A 19,350-nucleotide genomic window follows, 5' to 3' on the forward strand; every position below is an offset into this window, starting at 1 on the left:
CCAGCGCGGCGCGGCGGCATGCCAGCATGGCTCCGGATAATTGCCCGCCACTTTTTCTCCACGCCCTTTCTACGGCCTCTCCCGCGTTTGCGGCCTGCCCTGATGCCCGCCTTCCCGCCTTTCTTGTTCCCCCGATCATGGGCCAGCCGCCTGCGCGCCCGTTTGCGCACCATGATGCAGCCCATGAGCCTGCGCATGCTGGCGCTGGGCTTTGCGGCCGGGCTGCCGCTGCTGCTGGTGATGGGCACGCTCTCGTTCCGCCTGCGCGAGGCGGGAGTGGACCGGGCCACCATCAGCTACCTGAGCTGGGTGGGGCTGGCCTACGGCTTCAAGTGGGTGTGGGCGCCGCTGGTGGACCGCCTGCCCGTGCCGCTGCTCACGCGCCGCCTGGGGCAGCGGCGCGGCTGGCTGCTGCTGGGGCAGCTGGGCGTGATGGCGGGGCTGGCGGGCATGGCGCTGGCCCATCCGCAAAACGGCCTGCACATGGTGGCCTGGTGCGCGCTGGCGGTGGCTTTTGCTTCGGCCACGCAAGACATTGCGCTGGATGCCTGGCGCATCGAATCGGCCCCGGCGCAGCAGCAGCCGCTGCTGGCCGCCAGCTACCAGACAGGCTACCGCTTGGCCATGATCTGGGCGGGCGCCGGCGCGCTGTGGCTGGCGGGCGCGGCGCAGGACGCGCCCGCGCTCGTTTCCGCCAGCGCTTCCGCCAGCGCCTCCGCCAGCGGGTATGACAACGCGGGCTGGCGCCGCGCCTATCTGGTCATGGCTGCCTCCATGCTGGTGGGCGTGGGCACGCTGCTGCTTGCGCCCGAGCCGGCGGCCACCACGCAGCGCGGCATGGCCGGCCGCGCCCAGTGGCTGCGCGCCGTGCGCCGTGTGGTCGCGCGAGGCGTGCCGCTGGCGGCGCTGGCGGCGGCTTCGCTGTGGGCGCTGCTGCTGGCCAGCCTGGCGGGCGCGGCCACAGGCGCGGGCTGGGTGGCAGCCGTGCAAGGCTGGGGGCAGGCGCAGGCAGCGGCGCTGCTGCCCTTGACGGGGACGGCCTGGGCCGCCCGGGCCTCTGTCTGGCCGCAAATGGCCGTGGCGGCGCTGGCAGCGGCCCTCACCTGGGCGGGCGCGAAGGGGCGCGGCCCGCGCTGGCGGCCTGCCGCACGCAGCCGCGCGGCGCTGGCGCTGGCCTGGGGGCAGGCGAGCTTTGTGGCCCCGTTCGCCGATTTCTTTGGCCGCCACGGCCGGCAGGCGCTGCTGCTGCTGGCGCTCATCGGCACTTACCGCATCAGCGACACGGTGATGGGCATCATGGCCAATCCTTTTTACGTGGACATGGCCTACACCAAGGATGAAGTGGCCGCCGTCAGCAAGACCTGGGGGCTGGTGATGACGCTGCTGGGCGCTTTCGTGGGCGGCGGCCTGGCGCTGCGCTTTGGCGTGATGCGCATCCTCATGCTGGGGGCGCTGCTGTCGTCGCTGAGCAATCTGCTTTTCGCCTGGCTGGCGGGCTACGGCCACAGCGTGGCGGCGCTGGCGGCGGTGGTGTCGGCGGACAACCTGGCCTCGGGCCTGGCCTCGGCCGCCTTCGTGGGCTACCTGAGCAGCCTGACCAGCCTGGGCTACTCGGCCACGCAGTACGCGCTGTTTTCCTCGCTCATGCTGCTGGGGCCGAAGCTGCTGGCGGGGTTTTCGGGGCACTACGTCAATGCCTTTGGCTACGCGAACTTCTTCACCGCCACGGCCCTGCTGGGGCTGCCGGTGCTGGCGCTCGTCTGGCTGGCGCAGCGGGCGGAGATTTCAAGGAAACAGGAGCAAATTCAGGCAGGCTGAAATGCCGTTTTGCGCAATTTCCACTAGGACCTCATGCTATGAATAGAGGAGCGAAAACATGCCGCTCTTTTCCTGTCCGCGCGCATCGCTTTCCGGCGCTCTGGCGGGCGGCTCTTGCAGCGCCGCTGCCTAGAATCCGCGCCCATGCATTTTTCTCCCGAACAAGCGCTGCGGCTGGCGCGCGAGACGCTGGACATTGAATCGGCGGCCATTCTCGGCCTCAAAAGCCGCCTGGCGCCGCAAGGCTTTGCGCGCGCCGTGGAGCTGATGCTGGCCTGCCAGGGGCGCGTGGTGGTCATGGGCATGGGCAAAAGCGGGCACGTGGGGCGCAAGGTGGCCGCCACGCTCGCTTCCACCGGCACGCCCGCGCTGTTCGTGCACCCGGCCGAGGCCAGCCACGGCGATCTGGGGATGATTCAGCCGCAAGACGTGGCGCTGGCCATTTCCAACAGCGGCGAAAGCGCCGAGCTGAACGCCATCTTGCCGCTCATCAAGCGCATGGGCGCGCCGCTGGTGGCCATGACGGGCCAGCCGCATTCCACGCTGGCCGGCTGCGCCGATGTGCTGCTCGACAGCGGCGTGGCCCGGGAAGCCTGCCCGCTCAACCTGGCCCCCACCGCCAGCACCACGGCCCAGCTGGCGCTGGGCGACGCGCTGGCCGTGGCGCTGCTGGATGCACGCGGCTTCAAGGCCGAAGACTTCGCCCGCTCGCACCCCGGCGGCGCGCTGGGCCGCAAGCTGCTCACGCGCGTGGCGGATGTGATGCGCCAGGGCAGCGAAGTGCCGTGCGTGCCGCCCGAAGCCTCTTTCAGCGAGCTGATGCGCGAAATCAGCGCCAAGGGCCTGGGCGCGGCCGCCATTGCCGACGCGCAAGGCCGCGCCATCGGCATCTTCACCGACGGCGATTTGCGCCGCCTGATCGAAACCGGGCGCGACTTGCGCCCCTTGACCGCGCGCGACGTGATGCACGCCAGCCCGCGCCACATCGCCCCCGCCGCCCTGGCCGCCGAAGCGGCCAAGCTCATGGAGCGCCACCGCATCAGCGTGCTGCTGGTGCAGGGCGACGAAGGCCGGCTGCAAGGCGTGGTCAGCAGCCACGACCTGATGCGCGCCAAAGTCATCTGAACCCGCACTGAAAGCCCGCATGAACGCCACCGCTTTTTTGACCTGGCCTGCCGACATCCTGCTGCCCGCGCAAGGCATGCGCGTGGCCATTTTTGACGTGGACGGCGTGCTCACCGACGGCGGCCTGTATCTGGACGCCGGCGGCGAGCCGCTCAAGCGCTTTCACTCGCTGGACGGCCACGGCATCCGCCTGCTGCAACAGGCGGGCATCGCGCCCGTGGTCATTTCAGGCCGCGACTCGCCCGCACTGCGCGCGCGCCTGGCCAGCCTGGGCCTGACGCGCCAGCGCCTGGGCGCAGAAAACAAGCTGCCCGCCGCCCAGGCCCTGCTGAACGAAATGGGCTGCGGCTGGCGCGAAGCCGCCGTGATCGGCGACGACTGGCCCGATTTGCCCCTGCTGACGCGCGCCGCCTTCGCATGCGCCCCGCCGGGCGCCCACCCCGAAGTGCTGGCGCGCGCGCACTACGTCACCCGCGCGGCGGGCGGCGCAGGCGCGGCCCGCGAGTTTTGCGACCTGCTGCTCACCGCCAGCGGCCGCTACCGCCGCCTGCTGCAAGCCCAGCTGGATGCAGGCGGCGCGGAAAGCATCAGCGCAGCCGCAAGCGAAACCGGAACCGAAGCTGAAAGCGGCCGCCCCGCATGATCAACCGCGCCCGCCTGCTGCGCCGCAGCCGAGACCACTTCTTCGCCTGGCTGCCCGCCCTCATGATGGGCGTGTTCGCCCTGGGCACCTGGTGGCTGGTGCGCAGCGCCCCGCAAATCGTGCCGCCCGCCGCGCAGCAAGCGCCCGCTGACGAGCCGGACTACTTCATGCGCGACTTCACCGTGCAAACCTTCGCGCCCGACGGGCAGCTGCGCAGCCGCATCACCGGCGCGCAAGGCCGGCACTACCCCGCCACGCAAACCCTGCACGTGCGCACCCCCCGCCTGCAAGCCTGGGGAGAGGGCGGCGAACTCGCCACCGCCACCGCCGAAAGCGCCACCGCCAAAGACGACGGCAGCGAAGTCGAACTCATCGGCCACGCCCGCGTGGAACGCCAGGCCGCGCCCGCCAGCCAGGGCGCGCCCGCCATCGTCTTTGAAGGCGAACGCCTGCTGGCCTTCATCAACGACGAGCGCGTCATCTCGCATGAGCCTGTGCAAATCACGCGCGGGCCTGACCGCTTCACGGGCGACGCTTTTGAATACGACCGCGCCAGCGGCATCGCGCAACTCAAAGGCCGCGTGCGCGGCGCCATCGCCCCGCGCCGCTGACCGGGCCTTTTCTCGCTCCTTAATCCATAGCGATAGGTCCTGGTGGATATTGCGCGACGCGGCATCTGAACCCCTTCAGATTCGCTCCTGTTTTTGGTTTGATTCGCCCAGGCGCGCAGCCCAGCGGCTTCGCCACAAGGCTGTATCAGAGCCAGTCCGCAATCTGGCCGTGGGAGGCAGAAGGCGAATTGGGATGGGCAGACTTTGAACAGACTCTCGGCCCCGGGCGTTCAGAAACGCTGCGCCCACCACAGCCGCAGGCGCATGGTGAGCGTGGGCGTGTAGCCCATGCTGGCCGCGCGTATTTGGCCCTGCGGGTCAATGACGATGAACGCGGGCACGCCGCTGATGCCCCAGGCGCGGGCAATGGCGCCGTCTTCATCCACGATGGTTGGCCAGCCGCCCAGGCCACGGCGCGCCAGCGTGCGGGCCACGGCCTGCCCGTCGCCGGAGCGGGTGGCCACCGTCAGCACGGGCCAGTTTTGCATCAGGCTGGATACGTGGCCCTGTTCCAGCCGGCAAATGGAGCACCACTCGGCCCAGAAGTGCACCGCCACGGCCCGCCCCGGATGGGCGGCGCGCCACTGCGCCAGCGTGAGCGCGCGCCCGTCGGGCAGCGTGCCTGCCAGTGCGGGCGCCATGCCGTCAGGCACATGCCGCGTCTGCCATGCGCCCACGGCCAGCAGCGCGGCGGCGAAGATGATCAGCGACACCAGGCGCCGCCGCCACCCGCGTTTGATCCATTGGCAAAAACGGGCGGGCCAGCGCGAGCGGGCGGCGGCAGCTTGAGCGGAATCGGTCATCAAGGCGCAAGAAGAAAAGCCACGGCGAAAGTCATCGCGGCACGGCATGAACGAAGGGCGAAGCGAAGGCAGAGAGCAGAAGGGCGCAATTTCGCTATTTTATCAATAGCACGATGTCCTAGTGGATACTGCGCAAAGCGGCATTTCTACCCCCTTAAATTCGCTCCTGTTTCTGATGCCGCTCGGCCTGTGTCTGCGGGCCATGACGGGCTTTGCACAGGCTTTCAGGCCGGCTTGTGAATGACCACGGCATCCTGGTGATGCCAGAACCACGTGGGCGCAAAGCGCAGCAGCGCCATGCCGGGCAGGCACTCGGCCACGCGGGCGCGCACGAAACCTTCGCTGGTGAAGGTGGTGCCGTAGTCTTGCGCGTCAATTGCGGTGGATTCGCTGGAGGGCGCGAAGAAAAAGCCTTCGGCATCCAGCGCGACCTGCTGGCGGCGCGCCGCTTCCGCGCCGTGGGTGGTGAGGATGAGCAGGCCGCCGGGCGCGACCAGCTCGCCCAGCTTCGTCAGCCAAGGCCCCCAGCTGGCGCGCGGCAAGTGGCTGAACAGCGAGAGCGCGAACACCACTTCGTGCCGCCCGCGCCAGGCCAGCGCTTGCGGCTCACGCGTGGAGACAAAGCCTTGCACGCCCAGCACATCGCGCGCGAATTGCACGGCGTCGGGCACCACGTCGGACACGGTGACTTTGCCCGCGCCCAGCGCCTGGGCCAGATGCCGCGTGAAGCGCCCGTGGCCGCTGGCAAATTCCAGAAAGCTCGCCACGCGTAGCAGGGGCCGGTCCACGCTTTCGAGCAGCAGCATCAGCTCGGCAAGCGTGCGCCAGCCATCGGCCAGGTAGTCGCGCAGCGGGTTGATGGAGGTGGGGTGGCCGTCAAAGAAGCGGTAGATGTCGTCTTGCGGCGAAATCTCGCAGTTCACGCCCATCCATTCGGCAAATGCGCCCGGCAGGCCGTGGCGTTCGATCAGGTTGTGCGCGGCCAGCCGCGTGGCCTCATGCTTGCGCGCCTGCTCCAGCGCTTGGGCGGCGGCGGCGCGGTCGCCCGTTTGCAAGGCGGCCTGGCCCTGGGCGAGCCAGTCGGCGGGGGAAGATGAAGTCATGGCTGTGTTCCTTGCGAAAGACGCCCGAAGGCGCACAAAAGGCGCTTCAAAACCTTGTTCAGCGTCTGGCCGTGAGAGGGCGCAGATTGGGCTGAACGGCAACCACCGGCGGGCCTGATGCCCCCTTGCTGCCTGGCGAGGATTGGCAACGCCGCAAACCGCCCGCGTTCGCGCTTTTTGCACCCACGGACGGACGTTGAACAGGTTCTGAGAGGCACTTGAAAAACGCTCATTCCCAGCGGTGCGGCAGGCGAACCAGGCCGGGCATCAGCGTGGGGGTGACGAAGCGGAAATGCAAAAACTGGAACCACTGCTCGTACACCACCAGGCCGCTGGCGTCAAACAAAAAGGCGCTGACCACGTATTCGCCGCTGTGCAAGGGCAAGTCGGGGAAGGTGAGCACGCTGCGCCAGAGGCCATCGCCCAGCGGCTGCGGGGCTGCGCCTTCCTCATGCGTGGCCAGCGAGGTAATGCCCACGCCGCGCGACTGCTCGATCATGAAACCCACGTTGGGCCGCTCCTGGCCGTGGCCGCGCACGATGATGGTGGCGACAAGATCGCGCCCTTGCAGCAGGGGCGGCTCACCCTCGCCCAAATTGGCAATGTCCACCGAGATGATGCGCGCCGATGCGTCTGGCTGCGGCGGCGGGTAGGGCGACGCGGGCGGCGCGCTGCCAGCGGCGGGGACATCAGCCGCGTTGCCTTCAACCGCCTTCGCGGGCGCTTTTGCTGCCTCTGCTTCTTCGGGCGGGGCATTGCGCAGGCGCGTGTGCATCTCGTAAGCGCCCAGCACTGGCTCGGTCGGGCCGAATTCCTTCACCTGCCCGCCATCCAGCCACAAGGCCACGTCGCACAGCGTGCGGATGTGGTAGGGGCTGTGGGAGCAAAACAAAATGGTGCAGCCGTTTTTCTTGAAGGCCGTGATGCGCTCCACGCATTTCTTCTGGAAATGCTGGTCGCCCACGGCCAGCGCTTCGTCGATGATGAGCACATCCGGCTGCACCGCCGTGACCAGCGCGAAAGCCAGCCGCACCGCCATGCCGGAGGAATAAGTCTTGACGGGGCGCGACATGGCTTCGCCCAGGCCCGCAAAAGCAACGATTTCAGGCTCCAGCCGCGCCATTTCCTCGTGGCTGATGCCAATCATGCTGCCGCCGAAATACAGGTTGTCGCGCCCGCTGAAATCAGGGTGAAAACCCGCGCCCAGTTCCAGAATGGCCGTGATGCGCCCCTGGCGCTCAATCCGGCCCCGTGTGGGCTGCAAAGTGCCCGCCAGCAGCTTGAGCAGCGAACTTTTGCCCGCGCCGTTGTCGCCGATCACGCCTATGCACTGACCGCGCCGCAACTCGAATGACACATCGCGCAAGGCCCAGTGGCTCCTGTGCTGCGCCCGCCCGGTCAGCAGCGCCTTCAGGCGCTGGCGCGGCGAATCGTACAAACGGTATTCCTTGCCAAGGCCGCATGCGCGCAGCACCACGGCATCTGCCGCCCCAGCCCCGCCGTTCATTCTTGCACCGCTCACAGCCAGTCCACCAGTTGATCGCGCACGCGGCGCAAGGCTGCATTCAGCAGCCAGGCCAGCACAGCCAGCCAGGCCAGCACAGCCAGCCAGGCCTGGGCAGGCGGCCATTGCCCCTGCAAAAGCACGGCCTGATAGGACAGCACCCAGGCCGTCATGGGATTGAGCCACAGCAGCGCGCGCCAGCGCTCAGGAAACATGCTCATGGGAAACAGCACGGGCGCAGCGAACACGCCAATGGAAAACAGAAAGCCCGCCACCTGCGCCACATCGCGCAGCGCTGCCGTGAGCACAGCCAGCAAATAGCCCAGCAGCCAGGCCAGCGCCGCCTGCGCCAGCACCAGCGGCAGCAGCGCCGCCACGGCCCACGCGCCGTGATGCATGGGCCAGTAGGCCAGCGCCAGCGCCAGCTGCAAAGGCGCGAAAACCAGAGCGCTGGCCAGCACGGCGCGGGCCGGAAACAGCGCGGGCGGCAAGGGGTTTTTCTGCAGCAGCCCGCCCGCTTCAACCAGACTGTTCATGGCGCGTTGCGTGGCATCGCTGAACGCCATCCAGGCCAGCATGCCCACGATGAGAAAAGAACCCAGCCTCGGCGCAGCCGCGCCGCCTTCGGCCTGCCCGGCGCGCAAGGCAAACACCACGTCAAACACCAGGTAATAAGCCGCAATGCCCAGCGCGGGCTGCGCCCAGGCCCACAGCAGCCCGCCCGCCGAACCGGCAAAGCGCGCCTTCAGCTCGCGCAGCGTCAGCTGCCCCAGCAGGCGGCGCAAGCGCAGCAGGGCGCGAGCATCAGATAGCAAGGCGGCAAGCACAAGATCCGCTTTTCCTGGCACTCTGACCGTCTACTCACTTGCGCTGGCGCATCTTCTGTGCAGCCTCGAGTTCCATCTTGGTTGCTTCTGAGAAGGGCTTGGCTGCTGCCGACTCTATGGCGGCAACATCAAACTCAATGCCTTCCTGTGCTTGTTGCCATATGGTGCGGCGAATCTGTTCTTTGCGTTCCTGCAGCAGTTTTTGGATCAGCTCATCACGTTCATCCTCAAACTTAGGCTTTCCAGGAATTGCACGTTCAAGTAATTCGATGAGGTGGTAGCCAAAGTGCGTCTTGACCGGTGCGGACAAATCACCAGGTTTTTTCAAGGCAAATGCAGCTTGCTCAAATTCAGGCACCATTTTTCCTCTAGCAAACGCAGCCAGCTCCCCACCTTGCTCTGCGCTCTTTCGGTCGTCTGAATATTGCTTGGCCAAACTCGAAAAATCTTCTCCCGCCTTGGCTCTTGCCAACAGCTCGCTGGCCAATGCCAAAGCCTGCTCGTCAGTCCTTCCAGCTTCAGCACCTGAACGAATCAGCAAATGCCGCACATGCACTTTGGGCTGCGCTTCGTGGTTTGCCGTTTCGTTTTCAAAAACTGTTCGAGCATAAGGTTCCAATTTATCCAGTGCTGGCGCCTTGATGTCGGCTTGATGAATCATCCAGCTATCACTCAGTGCCCGCTGGGCTGCCAGTTGTTCAACACGCTTAACATCTGCCTGCTGGTCATAGCCTGCGGCCCTCGCTTGCGCTGCCAGGTTTTTTTGCGTGTAGGCCGCCAGAGCCAACTGCTGGACACCGCTGGCGCTAGCCAATACCTCTTGCCGCTGTTCGATAGGCAACACCACACTGGCCAAGGCCCGCACGTCGCCCAAGCTGATTTCTCCAGCTGGACCACGCAACACCACCACATTGTCAGCAACAGGCGGTGCAATATTGGCTTGCTGAGCATTCGCCGGGTTACCCAGGGCGCAAACAGCTACTGCACAAGCCAGTACCGCAACTTTGAAAACCGCCAATTGCGACGCTTCTGTTTTCTGCATCTTTCACTTCCCAAGCATTAATTTAGCGCAAGCAAGCAGGATTACGCACTTGTGCCATTAAAAACAAAAGGCGGAGAAACCCCCGCCTTTTGTTTTTAATGGCAATACAGGGAATCCCCGTATTGCCAAACCTCACCATTAGAAGCCGTAACGGTGGGCAATCGCGTCGCCAAAGTTGCCGTTCGTCAAACCATTGGTGAACGAAGTAGCGGCATAGCCCACCACAGGCACACCACGGACATTCGTGCTATTCGTAGGCGTATTCAGACCCAGAGATGCCCAACCAGCAGTCACGTAGTCAGAAGCGTTCTTGACATTGACGCGAGCATTGGTCAGCTGAGCATTCAGGACTTTGGACGTATCGCTATTGAAGGACAGGGTAGCGACCTCACCGCAAATCGGCGCACTGCCAGCCACCACCAGCGGAGAGAAGTCGCCCGACGTCACTGCCTGGAACTCTTCACGGTCGGTACCGGAGAAGGAACCTTTAGCGCACAGGAAGTCGCCCAAGGCCAATGTACCCACAGTGCGAGCACTCACACTAAGATTACCGGCCGTACCAGCCTTGTAATGCCTGTCAGTAGCTGGCAGAGCCGCATTCACCGGCAGATTCGCGCCACCGGTGGAGTAGGCCATTGCCGTTTGGTAACGACGCGTTGGCTGCGAGAACACCCAGTCTGTCGCAAATGGCACAGAAGCCGTAGAAGGCGTAGCCACAAACTCGTTCATGATAGTCTTGGCGGCCAGCGATTCAGACAAATCATGTGCGCGAGCTTGCGGGCTGGTATCGGCCTGCGTGTAGGGTGTCGAAAGGTCCGGCAAATCGAGCCAGAGCGGGGGAACCAAAGCGGCCACGGCAGCATCCGGCGCATAGGAAACACCCTCAAACTCCGTGTTACGGGTTACGCCAGCTTCGCCGCCCACCAGCAAGGGGTCAGCCGTATTGGCTGCAGCGACAGCCGATGCATCAGCACCCATTTGGGGAGCAAAGAACAGACGAGCGGCCGCGTTGGCACCCGTGCCATCAACAGCGCGGACAGAAGCGTGACCACCACCATAAGAAGTGATATTCAGGTTGTTGAAAATGGACCAATTACCAAACAATCCACCTGTTGGGCGCTCCAAACCATGATCAGCCGCATCCGAATACGCCACGACATCCGTGTTCATCAACTTAGACAATTCAGAAGACGTGCAAGGCGCCACACCGTCCTTATGCTTAATCGCTTTAAACAGATCAGTTCCCGGCTTGATGTTGGCCATGTTCAGGTATTCAACATAGCCTTCGCGCGTATGCAGAGCCTGCGCATCAGCGCTCAGCTTCTGGTCCAGGCGACTGGTACGGAAATCCACGCCATCAGTGCCCAGTTGACGAGGCAGCACACAAGTAGAGTCAGGCGACAGAATGCGGGAAACGCCTGTGAGGCTCGGCTCAATAGAAGCGGTCCACACGTCACCAGGAGACATCAGGACAGTAAAGTCCAGAATATCATCAGAGTTGGCGGCACCACGGAAACGCACTTTCACGGCCTTACCGTTAGTCGTATCCGTATTAACCAGGCTAATCAGCGTCACATTGCCATTAACGGTGCTGAAATAAGGGGTGAACAGAACGTGACCCACGCCACCCGACTGAACACCACCCATCACTGTAGCAGGAACACTAGCAACAGCATCATCTTGAACGATGATGGCGTGCGCGGAGGAAACAAAACCCAGACCACCAGCGAGAGTTGCGGCGGCACTCAGGGCCAAGAGGCTTTTCTTCATAGCTATGACTCCATAAAAAGGAAAGATTGCAACACCCAAGAGACGATCTTGGTAATGCACTACGAATCCTATCATAGGAGCTGGGACTGAAATCAAGCTTCTTTGCATTGTTTTCCGTCCAGCGTGATTTTTTTGCTACACCGCCACAGCGAAGGTCTGCACGAATGCGTCACAGCTTCTCGTACAGCCACCACTGACCATCTTCGCGCACCCAGCGCTCATCCACATACGTATTGACTTCCGGAATCTTGGCTGCGAACAGGGGCACGCGCATCTTTGTAGTGATGCGCACCTTGACTTTGCAGACGCTTGGCTCGCAAGTGACCTCATGGATGATTGCGTTCGTCCAGGCACCGGCGCTGCCAAAGCGTTTACCGTAGTCCTGCGGGGAGACAAGGTTGCGATAAGAAGGCATCAGATATTCCCACGCCTGCTGGTAATCCTTGGCAATGAGGTGCTTCCAACGCGCCTCTGCGCGCTGCGCCACCTGCTGTTCTGGTGTTTGCTGAGGGTTGCTGGCACAGGCTGTCAGCAGCATAGCAATGATCAGAAATCCTGTTTTCATAAATGACACTGTTCTCATGGACTCTCCAAAAATGCCTTATCAATGCAAGCGGAATAAAACTTCTACTGGTTAGCTATGTGTCCCGGCAAAGACAGGCCCCTCATGCGGTCGCGCAGTTCTCGGCTAACGGCGCGGGCGTCTTCGTCGGAGCGCAGCACGCGGGGGGTGATGATGACGAGCAGCTCGGTGCGCTCGTCTTCCCGGGACTGGTTGCCGAACAGGCCGCCCAGCAGCGGGATGGATGACAGCACGGGCAGGCCAGCGGAACCTTGGGTGTGCTTGCTTTTGATCAGGCCGCCGAGCACGATGGTTTCGCCCGAACGCACGGCGACCTTGGAGGCGATCTGGCGCTGAAGGAAGCTGCGCTGACCGGTAATTTTGTCTTGCTCGCCCACGTTGGTGACAGTCTGGTCGATTTCGAGCGTAACAAGGTCACCCGCATTGACGGACGGGGTGACGTTGAGCATGACGCCCGTGTCTTTGTACTGGATGTTGTTGGTGGTGGCGATGGTGCCGCTGCTGCTGATGGTGGTGCCGGTGTTGATGGGCTGCTGGTCGCCCACGGTGATGGCGGCGGTGTGGTTGTCAAGCACCATGAGAGAGGGGCTGGAGATGACCTTCAGGAGCGATTTGGAAGCCAGGGTGTTGAGTACGGCGGTGAGGTTGCCGATGGAGCTGGTGAGCGTGTAGCTGAAACCCTGGGCTGCGTTGGTGATCGTGCCGCCACGGCTTGCGCCTGCGATGGTGGTTAAGTTGCTGTTGTTGTTGAGCACGCCCAGGCCGGTGCGGCCCGTGCCGAAGTCGCCGCTGTTCTTGAAGGCCCATTGCAGGCCGTATTGCAGGCCGTCGCGCAGGGTGACTTCGATGATGCTGGCTTCGATGAGAACTTGCGCACGCTGAATGTCCAGCCGCTTGAGGGTGGTTTCAATGCGCGTGAATTCAGCGGGCGGCGCGTAGATGAGCAAAGTGTTGTTGATGCGGTCGGCCATGACGCGCACGTCTGGCCCCAGATTGACAGTGACGCTGGCGGCGCCCTGGTCGCCGCCGCCTTGCTGGCCGCTCATGCGGTTGCTGCCGAAGGCGCTTCCTGCGGCGCCGGAGGCGTTGCGAAGCGTGCTGGCTGAATTGCCGAAGGCATTGCCGCTGAAAGCATTGCTGCTGAAAGCATTGCCGCCCAAGGAGCTGCCAGACGCGCCGCCGCCCAGCGAGCCGCCCACGGCGCTGCCGCCTGAAGCATTGCCGAATGTGCTGCGGGCGCTGCTGCCGGAGACGCTGCCCAGGCCGGGGGCCACGCCGGTGGCGCCCGTGGCGCCTTGCACGGTGGCGGCGCTGCCGCCGTAGATGCCGTTGAGCAGTTCGGCCAGGTGGTCGGCGGAGCCGTTTCTGACCTTGTAGACGAAGAGTTGCGGCTCGGCGCTGCCCGCGTTGGGGCGGTCGAACTTGCTGATCCAGTGCTGGACTTCGTCCAGGTACGCGGCGCGGGGGGTGATGACAAGCACGGCGTTGATGCTTTCCAGCGGCAAGATGCGCAACGCGCCAAAGAGCGGGTTGCTTTCGCCCAGGGCGCTGGCTCCGGCCCCGGCTGCGGCTGGCGCGGCGGCTTTTCCGGCGGCTGGCGCGGCGGCAGGCAGGGCTGCGCCAGCGCTGGCCGCGCCTGTAGCGCCGGAGAGCACGGCCAAGGCGTTTTGCACCTCCGCAGGCGAGGTGTATTGCAGGGGGAAGACGCCTACTGACATGCCGCGCAGCAGGTTCACGTCAAAGGTTTTGACGACATCCATCCAGCCTTCCGCTTCGGTGCGGGTGCCGCGCATGATGATGATGTTGCGCAGCGTGTCCACCCGCACGATGGCTTCGGGCGGCACCATGGCGCGCAGGATGTTGGCCATTTCGCCCGCGCCCAAGTATTGCAGCGGAATGATGATGGCGCCGTAGCCGGGAGGCATGGGGCCGTCGTCGGCAATGCGGGGAGCGGCCACAATGTCTTTCAGGGCGGCAGGCGCGCCCACGTGGTAGGTGCCGCTGGAGTCGCGCGCCATGACGATGCCGTTGAGCTGCAAGGCGCTTTCGAGCAGGTTCATGGCCCTGTCGGCGCTGACTTCGCCGCGCGTGACGAGGGTGACGCGGCCATTGAGCGGGGGGTGAATGACGTAATCCACCTTGAGCAGGTCGCGCAGCATGACGTGAACGACTTCGCCCACGGGCGCATCTTCAAACTTGAAGGCGCTCACAGGGCCGGAAACGCGGGCGGCGTGCTTCGGCGGGCGGACGACTTCGTCGGTGCCGCGCATGATGACGGGCTTGCGCTCCTCGCTGGCTTCATCGCTGGAGGCGGCCTGCACGGCGGGCGCACTGGCGGGCTTGGGCGCGGCGGCGGCTTGCTCTTCCACGGTTTCCAGGGCGGCAGGAGCCTGCGGCGCGATGGGCGCATGGCTGTTGCAGCCTGCGGCAAGCAGCCCCAGGGCGATCAGGGAAAGAGCGGTGCGGGGCGTGAGGTGATGCGGCATAGGAAACACGGTTCGTGGCGCGGATTGAAATCGCGGTCGCAACTCAAAACTGCGGTCTAAAAGAAGAAGGCGGCGGCACGCCCTGGGCCGGACGGCCCTGCGGCGGGCGGGCGGGCATGCCAGCGGGCGGAGGCGGCGCATCGGCGGCCCCGGCGGGCGAGGCTGGCGCAGTGTGAACGTATGGAAGTTCAATCACGTGGCGCTCGCCGCCTTTGCTGAAAGTGATGCTGCGGCCTTTGACGGCCGCCAGCTCCCATTCACCGATGCGGTCGCCCACGCGCAGGGCGCGGGGCTGCTCCTCCACCTCGGCCATCACGGTGGTAAGCGCCGGGCCGGTGACGATGCCGTAAAAGCGCACCTTGTCCAGCGCCACGGCGGGCTTGGCCTGGCTTGGCGCGGCGGCCACGGGCGGCGGGCGGCGGCTGCTGTGAAAGGGGGGACGCTCCAGCAGCACGGCAGGCGCGGCGCGGGCAGGCGCCTCCAGCGGCGGCGCGGCGGCCAGCAGGCCGTCGAACTGCGGGGGCTGCGCCGGGGGCGGCTGCCAGGCGCGCGCGCCAGCGCCCAGCCAGAGCCAGGCGAGCGCCGCCAGCAGCGCGGCGCATGCGCACAGCATGGCGGCAACAAAGGGAAAAGGGCGGGACGGGCGGGGCATGTGCAATGGCGCAGGAAATGACGCTGAAGTGGCGCGGAGAAAGCTCGCTTACGGGCGCTCCTGCAAGACAAAAAGGTTGAGCATGACGGCCACCGTCTGCGGCCCTTCGGGCATGTGGCCCGCCAGGCTGTTGATCTGCACGCTTTCGGCATAGACGGCCGGGCGCAGGGCGGCGATGGATTGCAGCAGCTTCGCCATGGACGCCCATTCGCCTTCCAGGCGCAGGTTCAGCCCCACGCGGTAAAAGCCTTCTTTTTCCTGCGCGGCCAGTGCCTGGCTGCTGGTCACGCTCAAGCCGGCGGCGGCGGCCAGCTCGCGCACGCGCTGCAAGGCGCCGTTGCCCGCGTAGGAGGGGTCGTCTCCCGCCGGATAGGCGTATTGCGACATGCGCTCACGCAGCTGCTGCGCCAGCTCGTCCAGCTGCGGCGCGCTGGCTTGCAGGCCCGCCAGGCGGGCGTAGCGCGGCTCGATTTCGGCCAGGCGCGAGGCAGCCCAGCGGTGCTTGTCATACACCTTGAACGCGCCCAGCGCCAGGCAAGCCAGCAGCGCGGCAGCCAGCAGGGCCAGCCAGATGCGCTCGGGGTTGCGGACGGCGTTCATGGCGCGGCCTCCCCGCCTGCGGGCGAGAGGCGTTGCAAAGCAGGGGCGAACTCCACTTCAATGGTGAAGCTTTCCTGCTTGGCATTGGCGTTGCGGATGGCGGGCGATGACAGGCGGGCGCTGTGGATGCCGTCTTGCCGGCTGAGGCGCTGCACGAGGGCGGCGGCATCTTCGGCAAAGCCGCTGATGAACACTTTTTCGCCCTCGGTGCGCAAGTTGCTGATCCAGGCGCTGGAGGGCATGGCCTCGGCCAGCAGGGCCAGCGCGGGCACGAGGCGCAGCTGGGGGCCTGTGGCTTGCTGCAGCTGGGCCAGCCGGTCGGCCTGCTGTTGCAGGGCTTCGCGCGCGGCCATCTGGGGGGCGGCCTGGGCGCTCATGGCGGCATAGGCGCTTTGCGCCGCAATGGCGCGCTGGCGCAGTTGCAGCGTGGGCGTGACGGCCAGCGCCAGCAGCAGCAGCAGCGCCAGGGCCAGCAGCGCCAGCCGCAGGCGGCGGCCCCGGGCGGTCAGGGCCTTCCGCACGCGCGCGCCATCAGACGGCATGCAAATGGGGCGCAGCACACCACCCGCCGCGCTGACCGCGTGGCCGCTGGCGGGCAGCACCCACACTTCGGGGCGGCTCACGCGGGCGTGTTGCAGCAGCAGCGCGTCCAGGCGCTGGCGCGAGGTCAGCGCCAAATCAACGCGGACGCGGCCATCGCCCAGAGGCGCGCTGCGGTAGCCCGCCACGGTCTGCTCGGGCTTGAAGGGGGTGATGGCCTGCACTTCCAGCTGCACGGCTTCGTCCAGATCGGCCTGCGGCAGGGCGGGCAGGGTGAGGGTGCGCTCCAGCGCCTCTTCGCGCGGCAGTTCGATGGCCTCGGCCTGCGGTGCGCCCGCGCTGGCGGGCAGCGGCTCGGCCTCGCCGTTTTTGACGCTCCAGAGCGTGCGCTGGCCGCTGGCCTGGTGCAGGCGCACGCGCACGGCGGGCGTGAGCGCGCCCAGCGCCGGGTGCGCCAGCAGCAGCGCAGCGGCAGACTGCCACTGGCGCAGCCACTGGCCAAGGTCAATGCCGAACAGGCGCGGATCGCTGGAAGGTGCCAATGCCATGTGAAAGGGAAGAGGGAGCGGAGCGAACGGAAGCTAGCTTCCTGCGGGCAAAACCTGCCCCTGCGTCCGCAAGGTGCGCCAGGGCGCAATGGAAGATGAATAAGCAGATAGCGTTACGTCGTGCGCGAGGCTGAATATTCTGCCCGCATCCAGCGGTACGCGGGCTGTGACTCTGAAAAATTGTGAAAAGCCCGCGCCGGTGAGCGCCGGGTCCAGCCCCGTGGTGTCCACGCCCGCCTCGCCTGCGTCGCGGCGGCTGGCAATGCGCTGGGCCACGGCGGCGTTGCCGCGCGCCAGCACGAGCAGCACCGGCAGGGGCGCAGCCAGCGGGTTCACGTTGGTGTGCTGGTAGGTGTCTGCCGTGACCAGCGGGCGGATGCGGGCGTAGGTGGCGTAGTCCATGCCGGGCACGAGCAGCAGGTCATCCGCCGATTCGAACTGGCGGCGGGGCACGCGCCGCGTGGCGTCGCCCGTGCCGCCGGCGCGCCAGGTGTCGATGGCGTGCGCCAGCTGGTCGGCCTGCTTTTCGGGCACGCCGCCAGCCACTTGCAGCAGGGCCGAGAGCAGGGGCGGCTGGGCGGCGTTCAGCGAAATCAGGCCGCTCAGGGGCTGCACCAGCACTTGTATCTCCACGCCGCCGTAGCTCACGCGCGTGGCGGCCATGCCTTCCGGCCGCGCGCTTTCGGCCTTGAGCTGCTGCAAGGCCAGCGCGATGGCGCCTTCGGCCAGCGCCTGCGCGGCCACCTGCTCCGAAATGGCCTGCGCGGCCCTGACTTGCCCGCGCACCGTCTGGCTCATGCCCACCACCAGCAGGCTGAGCGCGGCCACGATCCACAGCACCATGATCAGGGCCAGACCCTTGCCCCGGCCGCTTTTGGCGCTACCAGATTCATAGCATAAGGTCCTAGTGCAGAAAGCGCAAAAGCCGCTTTTACCCCCCCTGAATTTGCTCCTGTTCCTGATATGAAAAAGCCCGCCCGCCGCCGCTGCGGCCCGGCCTGCGCCTGTCTGGATCTTCATGGCCCGAACCCCTCGCTGCGCGCGTCGGTATCCGAGGCCAGCGGCGCGCGCATGGGCACGATGAGCAGCGGCCAGGGCGGCTGCGGCCCGCGAATGTCAAGCGCCACGGCGGACGGAATGCGCGCGCGCCGTCCGGCGGCTGCGGCCCAGTCGCCCACCCATTCGCCGCTCAAGGGGTGCCGGTAGCGGATGGACAGGCCCGTGACCGGCTGCGCCAGCGCCTGCCACGGCGCGCGCGCCCAGTCAATGCCGCCCGGCTCATCGCTCCACGGGGCGTAGCGCAGCACCAGGCGGCCTTGCCCGTTCACATCGCGCTCCAGCGCCAGGCGCATGAAGTGCCGCCCGCCCAGGCCGTAGCGCGCGGGCATCACGCCCACCCATTCCACGGCTTGCGCCTGTCCGCTGAAAAAGGGCCGCAACCGCTCGTTGCCCTGCCGCACGGGGCGCAGCGAGGCTTGCGAGAGCGCCTCCTGCAAAAAGCGCGCGGCCAGGCGCAAGTCTTCGGCGGACTGCACGCGCGCGTCCACCCGCTCTTCGGTTTGCGCGGCGGAGTACAGGGTCGAACCCAGCGCCAGCATCAGCAGCGAAAGCAGCGCCATGGCGATGAGCACTTCCATCAGGGTAAAGCCGCGCTGGCGCGTCATCGCATCAGCCCTCCGGGTTGCGGGCGCTGCTCGGGGCGCAGGGTTTGCAGCGTCATCTCGCGCGGCGGGTCGTCGCCCCAGCGCACGGTAATGCGCAGCTCGTGCAGCAGCGGCGCGGCAGGGTTGGCCGACGAGACGGGCGTGGCAAAGGGCGCGCTGCGCAATTGCCAGGCCATGCCCGCCGATTCGCCCCCTTCGGCCAGCCCTTGCGCGGGCACCGTCTCGTGCAGCGCCAGCAGCGACTCGGCCAGCAGCGCCGCCCGCTCGCGCGCCGTCACATCCGCCGTTTGCCGCGCGCTGCTGCCCATCGCCTGATAAAGCAGCCCGATGGACAGCGACATGATGGCAAAGGCCACCAGCACTTCCAGCAGCGAAAAGCCGCCTTGCAGGGCGGCATTCAGGGCGATATTCCGCTCCTTGTTCAATAGCAGGAAGTCCCCGCATTCATTGTGGCAAACGCCTTTTTCGGGGCGTTTGATTTGCTCCTTCTTTTGAGGCGCGGCGGCGGCGTTCATGGCGTCGCTCCCGCTGCCTCGCCGCTGGCTGGCTCCTGCTCCACGCGGCCAGAAAACCAGTCCACCCGCAGGCGCACGCCGCTGCCGGAGGGGCGGATGAGATCCACGCTGCCGCCCGTGGCGCCGCCGCGCGGCAGAAAGCGGATGCCCATTTCCTGCCCGTCAGCGCTCGTTTCCTGCCGCGCCGCCACGGCGCGCAGTTGCAGCGAATCGGGCACGGCGTGGCGCTCGCCGCCTTCCATGCCGTAAGTGCGCTCGCGCAGGTTCACCGTAAAGCGCGCCTCCACGCCTTCGCTTTGCGCCCGCTGGCGCGCCGCGCGCATTTCAGTGACGATGCCGCGCACCGCGCTGCGGTATTGCGCCGTCTCGTACATGCGCCCCAGCGAAGCGGGCGCCAGCGCCATCACCAGCGCCAAAATGGCAAACACCACCATCAGCTCCACCAGGGTGAAGCCGCTGAAGCGGTGTGGCGCGCGCGGGGCGAAGCGAAGCGAGGGCATGCGGAAAGCGGCGGAC

Annotated in this window: 19 protein-coding genes; 4 read left to right on the plus strand and 15 right to left on the minus strand. The window is 66.2% G+C overall.

Annotated features, from left to right (window positions below; translation table 11 throughout):
* Window positions 1–102 precede the first annotated feature (102 nt).
* The 4 genes from ADJ79_RS15415 to lptC all read left to right on the plus strand — a co-directional run bounded on the left by ADJ79_RS15415 (window position 103) and on the right by lptC (window position 4,197).
* A complete protein-coding gene (locus ADJ79_RS15415; protein WP_050715013.1) occupies window positions 103–1,818 on the plus strand; it encodes a permease in 1,716 nt (571 codons plus the stop codon).
* A gap of 144 nt (window positions 1,819–1,962) precedes the next feature.
* Window positions 1,963–2,943, plus strand: coding sequence for an SIS domain-containing protein (locus ADJ79_RS04805; RefSeq protein WP_050716417.1), 981 nt, complete (start codon window positions 1,963–1,965; stop codon window positions 2,941–2,943).
* A 19-nt stretch (window positions 2,944–2,962) separates the two neighbouring features.
* The gene (locus ADJ79_RS04810; RefSeq protein ID WP_082202997.1) at window positions 2,963–3,586 is read left to right on the plus strand and encodes an HAD family hydrolase; all 624 of its coding nucleotides are present in this window, start codon (window positions 2,963–2,965) and stop codon (window positions 3,584–3,586) included.
* Window positions 3,583–4,197, plus strand: coding sequence for an LPS export ABC transporter periplasmic protein LptC (gene lptC, locus ADJ79_RS04815; protein WP_050715014.1), 615 nt, complete (start codon window positions 3,583–3,585; stop codon window positions 4,195–4,197). Before ADJ79_RS04810 ends, lptC begins: the two co-directional genes overlap by 4 nt.
* A gap of 230 nt (window positions 4,198–4,427) precedes the next feature.
* Here the strand turns inward: lptC and ADJ79_RS04820 are convergent, their stop codons facing one another.
* From ADJ79_RS04820 to ADJ79_RS04890, 15 genes are all read right to left on the minus strand, one after another.
* Complete coding sequence (locus ADJ79_RS04820; RefSeq protein ID WP_082202998.1) at window positions 4,428–5,000, minus strand: redoxin domain-containing protein; 573 nt, start codon at window positions 4,998–5,000, stop codon at window positions 4,428–4,430.
* A gap of 224 nt (window positions 5,001–5,224) precedes the next feature.
* A complete protein-coding gene (locus tag ADJ79_RS04825; protein WP_050715015.1) occupies window positions 5,225–6,103 on the minus strand; it encodes a bifunctional 2-polyprenyl-6-hydroxyphenol methylase/3-demethylubiquinol 3-O-methyltransferase UbiG in 879 nt (292 codons plus the stop codon).
* A 229-nt stretch (window positions 6,104–6,332) separates the two neighbouring features.
* Window positions 6,333–7,610, minus strand: a complete 1,278-nt coding sequence (locus ADJ79_RS04830; protein WP_050715016.1) for an ABC transporter ATP-binding protein — start codon at window positions 7,608–7,610, stop codon at window positions 6,333–6,335.
* Window positions 7,611–7,621: 11 nt separating this feature from the next.
* Complete coding sequence (locus ADJ79_RS04835; protein WP_253273869.1) at window positions 7,622–8,422, minus strand: ABC transporter permease; 801 nt, start codon at window positions 8,420–8,422, stop codon at window positions 7,622–7,624.
* Window positions 8,423–8,468: 46 nt separating this feature from the next.
* Window positions 8,469–9,476 (minus strand): peptidylprolyl isomerase, encoded by a 1,008-nt coding sequence (locus ADJ79_RS04840; protein WP_082203000.1) that lies wholly within the window; start codon window positions 9,474–9,476, stop codon window positions 8,469–8,471.
* A 138-nt stretch (window positions 9,477–9,614) separates the two neighbouring features.
* Window positions 9,615–11,306, minus strand: a complete 1,692-nt coding sequence (locus ADJ79_RS04845) for a hypothetical protein (protein WP_156304029.1) — start codon at window positions 11,304–11,306, stop codon at window positions 9,615–9,617.
* A 109-nt stretch (window positions 11,307–11,415) separates the two neighbouring features.
* On the minus strand, window positions 11,416–11,829 hold the full coding sequence (locus ADJ79_RS04850) for a hypothetical protein (protein WP_156304030.1): 414 nt from the start codon (window positions 11,827–11,829) through the stop codon (window positions 11,416–11,418).
* A 44-nt stretch (window positions 11,830–11,873) separates the two neighbouring features.
* Complete coding sequence (gspD, locus tag ADJ79_RS04855; RefSeq protein WP_172674027.1) at window positions 11,874–14,315, minus strand: type II secretion system secretin GspD; 2,442 nt, start codon at window positions 14,313–14,315, stop codon at window positions 11,874–11,876.
* Window positions 14,316–14,358: 43 nt separating this feature from the next.
* A complete protein-coding gene (locus ADJ79_RS04860; protein ID WP_156304032.1) occupies window positions 14,359–14,928 on the minus strand; it encodes a hypothetical protein in 570 nt (189 codons plus the stop codon).
* Between the two features lie 87 nt (window positions 14,929–15,015).
* On the minus strand, window positions 15,016–15,567 hold the full coding sequence (gspM, locus tag ADJ79_RS04865) for a type II secretion system protein GspM (RefSeq protein WP_050715022.1): 552 nt from the start codon (window positions 15,565–15,567) through the stop codon (window positions 15,016–15,018).
* Window positions 15,564–16,655, minus strand: a complete 1,092-nt coding sequence (locus ADJ79_RS04870; RefSeq protein WP_050715023.1) for a PilN domain-containing protein — start codon at window positions 16,653–16,655, stop codon at window positions 15,564–15,566. The genes gspM and ADJ79_RS04870 overlap by 4 nt, the downstream gene beginning before the upstream one ends.
* A 33-nt stretch (window positions 16,656–16,688) precedes the next feature.
* Window positions 16,689–17,498, minus strand: a complete 810-nt coding sequence (locus tag ADJ79_RS04875) for a general secretion pathway protein GspK (RefSeq protein WP_050715024.1) — start codon at window positions 17,496–17,498, stop codon at window positions 16,689–16,691.
* 173 nt (window positions 17,499–17,671) lie between these two features.
* A complete protein-coding gene (locus ADJ79_RS04880) occupies window positions 17,672–18,319 on the minus strand; it encodes a prepilin-type N-terminal cleavage/methylation domain-containing protein (RefSeq protein WP_050715025.1) in 648 nt (215 codons plus the stop codon).
* Window positions 18,316–18,834: a prepilin-type N-terminal cleavage/methylation domain-containing protein gene (locus ADJ79_RS04885; protein ID WP_082203003.1), complete on the minus strand. Its 519-nt coding sequence runs from the start codon at window positions 18,832–18,834 to the stop codon at window positions 18,316–18,318. The genes ADJ79_RS04880 and ADJ79_RS04885 overlap by 4 nt, the downstream gene beginning before the upstream one ends.
* Window positions 18,831–19,334, minus strand: coding sequence for a GspH/FimT family pseudopilin (locus ADJ79_RS04890; protein ID WP_050715026.1), 504 nt, complete (start codon window positions 19,332–19,334; stop codon window positions 18,831–18,833). The genes ADJ79_RS04885 and ADJ79_RS04890 overlap by 4 nt, the downstream gene beginning before the upstream one ends.
* Between the last annotated feature and the right edge of the window lie 16 nt (window positions 19,335–19,350).

It is taken from the genome of Ottowia sp. oral taxon 894 (genome assembly GCF_001262075.1).
Classification (GTDB): Bacteria; Pseudomonadota; Gammaproteobacteria; order Burkholderiales; family Burkholderiaceae_C; genus Ottowia; species Ottowia massiliensis.

Coding starts and splice junctions, on each gene's coding strand:
- ADJ79_RS15415 (WP_050715013.1), top strand. CDS start 103: ATGCCCGCCTTCCCGCCTTTCTTGTTCCCCCGATCATGGGCCAGCCGC.
- ADJ79_RS04805 (WP_050716417.1), top strand. CDS start 1,963: ATGCATTTTTCTCCCGAACAAGCGCTGCGGCTGGCGCGCGAGACGCTG.
- ADJ79_RS04810 (WP_082202997.1), top strand. CDS start 2,963: ATGAACGCCACCGCTTTTTTGACCTGGCCTGCCGACATCCTGCTGCCC.
- lptC (WP_050715014.1), top strand. CDS start 3,583: ATGATCAACCGCGCCCGCCTGCTGCGCCGCAGCCGAGACCACTTCTTC.
- ADJ79_RS04820 (WP_082202998.1), bottom strand. CDS start 5,000: ATGACCGATTCCGCTCAAGCTGCCGCCGCCCGCTCGCGCTGGCCCGCC.
- ADJ79_RS04825 (WP_050715015.1), bottom strand. CDS start 6,103: ATGACTTCATCTTCCCCCGCCGACTGGCTCGCCCAGGGCCAGGCCGCC.
- ADJ79_RS04830 (WP_050715016.1), bottom strand. CDS start 7,610: ATGAACGGCGGGGCTGGGGCGGCAGATGCCGTGGTGCTGCGCGCATGC.
- ADJ79_RS04840 (WP_082203000.1), bottom strand. CDS start 9,476: ATGCAGAAAACAGAAGCGTCGCAATTGGCGGTTTTCAAAGTTGCGGTA.
- ADJ79_RS04850 (WP_156304030.1), bottom strand. CDS start 11,829: ATGAGAACAGTGTCATTTATGAAAACAGGATTTCTGATCATTGCTATG.
- gspD (WP_172674027.1), bottom strand. CDS start 14,315: ATGCCGCATCACCTCACGCCCCGCACCGCTCTTTCCCTGATCGCCCTG.
- ADJ79_RS04860 (WP_156304032.1), bottom strand. CDS start 14,928: ATGCTGTGCGCATGCGCCGCGCTGCTGGCGGCGCTCGCCTGGCTCTGG.
- gspM (WP_050715022.1), bottom strand. CDS start 15,567: ATGAACGCCGTCCGCAACCCCGAGCGCATCTGGCTGGCCCTGCTGGCT.
- ADJ79_RS04870 (WP_050715023.1), bottom strand. CDS start 16,655: ATGGCATTGGCACCTTCCAGCGATCCGCGCCTGTTCGGCATTGACCTT.
- ADJ79_RS04875 (WP_050715024.1), bottom strand. CDS start 17,498: ATGGTGCTGTGGATCGTGGCCGCGCTCAGCCTGCTGGTGGTGGGCATG.
- ADJ79_RS04880 (WP_050715025.1), bottom strand. CDS start 18,319: ATGACGCGCCAGCGCGGCTTTACCCTGATGGAAGTGCTCATCGCCATG.
- ADJ79_RS04885 (WP_082203003.1), bottom strand. CDS start 18,834: ATGAACGCCGCCGCCGCGCCTCAAAAGAAGGAGCAAATCAAACGCCCC.
- ADJ79_RS04890 (WP_050715026.1), bottom strand. CDS start 19,334: ATGCCCTCGCTTCGCTTCGCCCCGCGCGCGCCACACCGCTTCAGCGGC.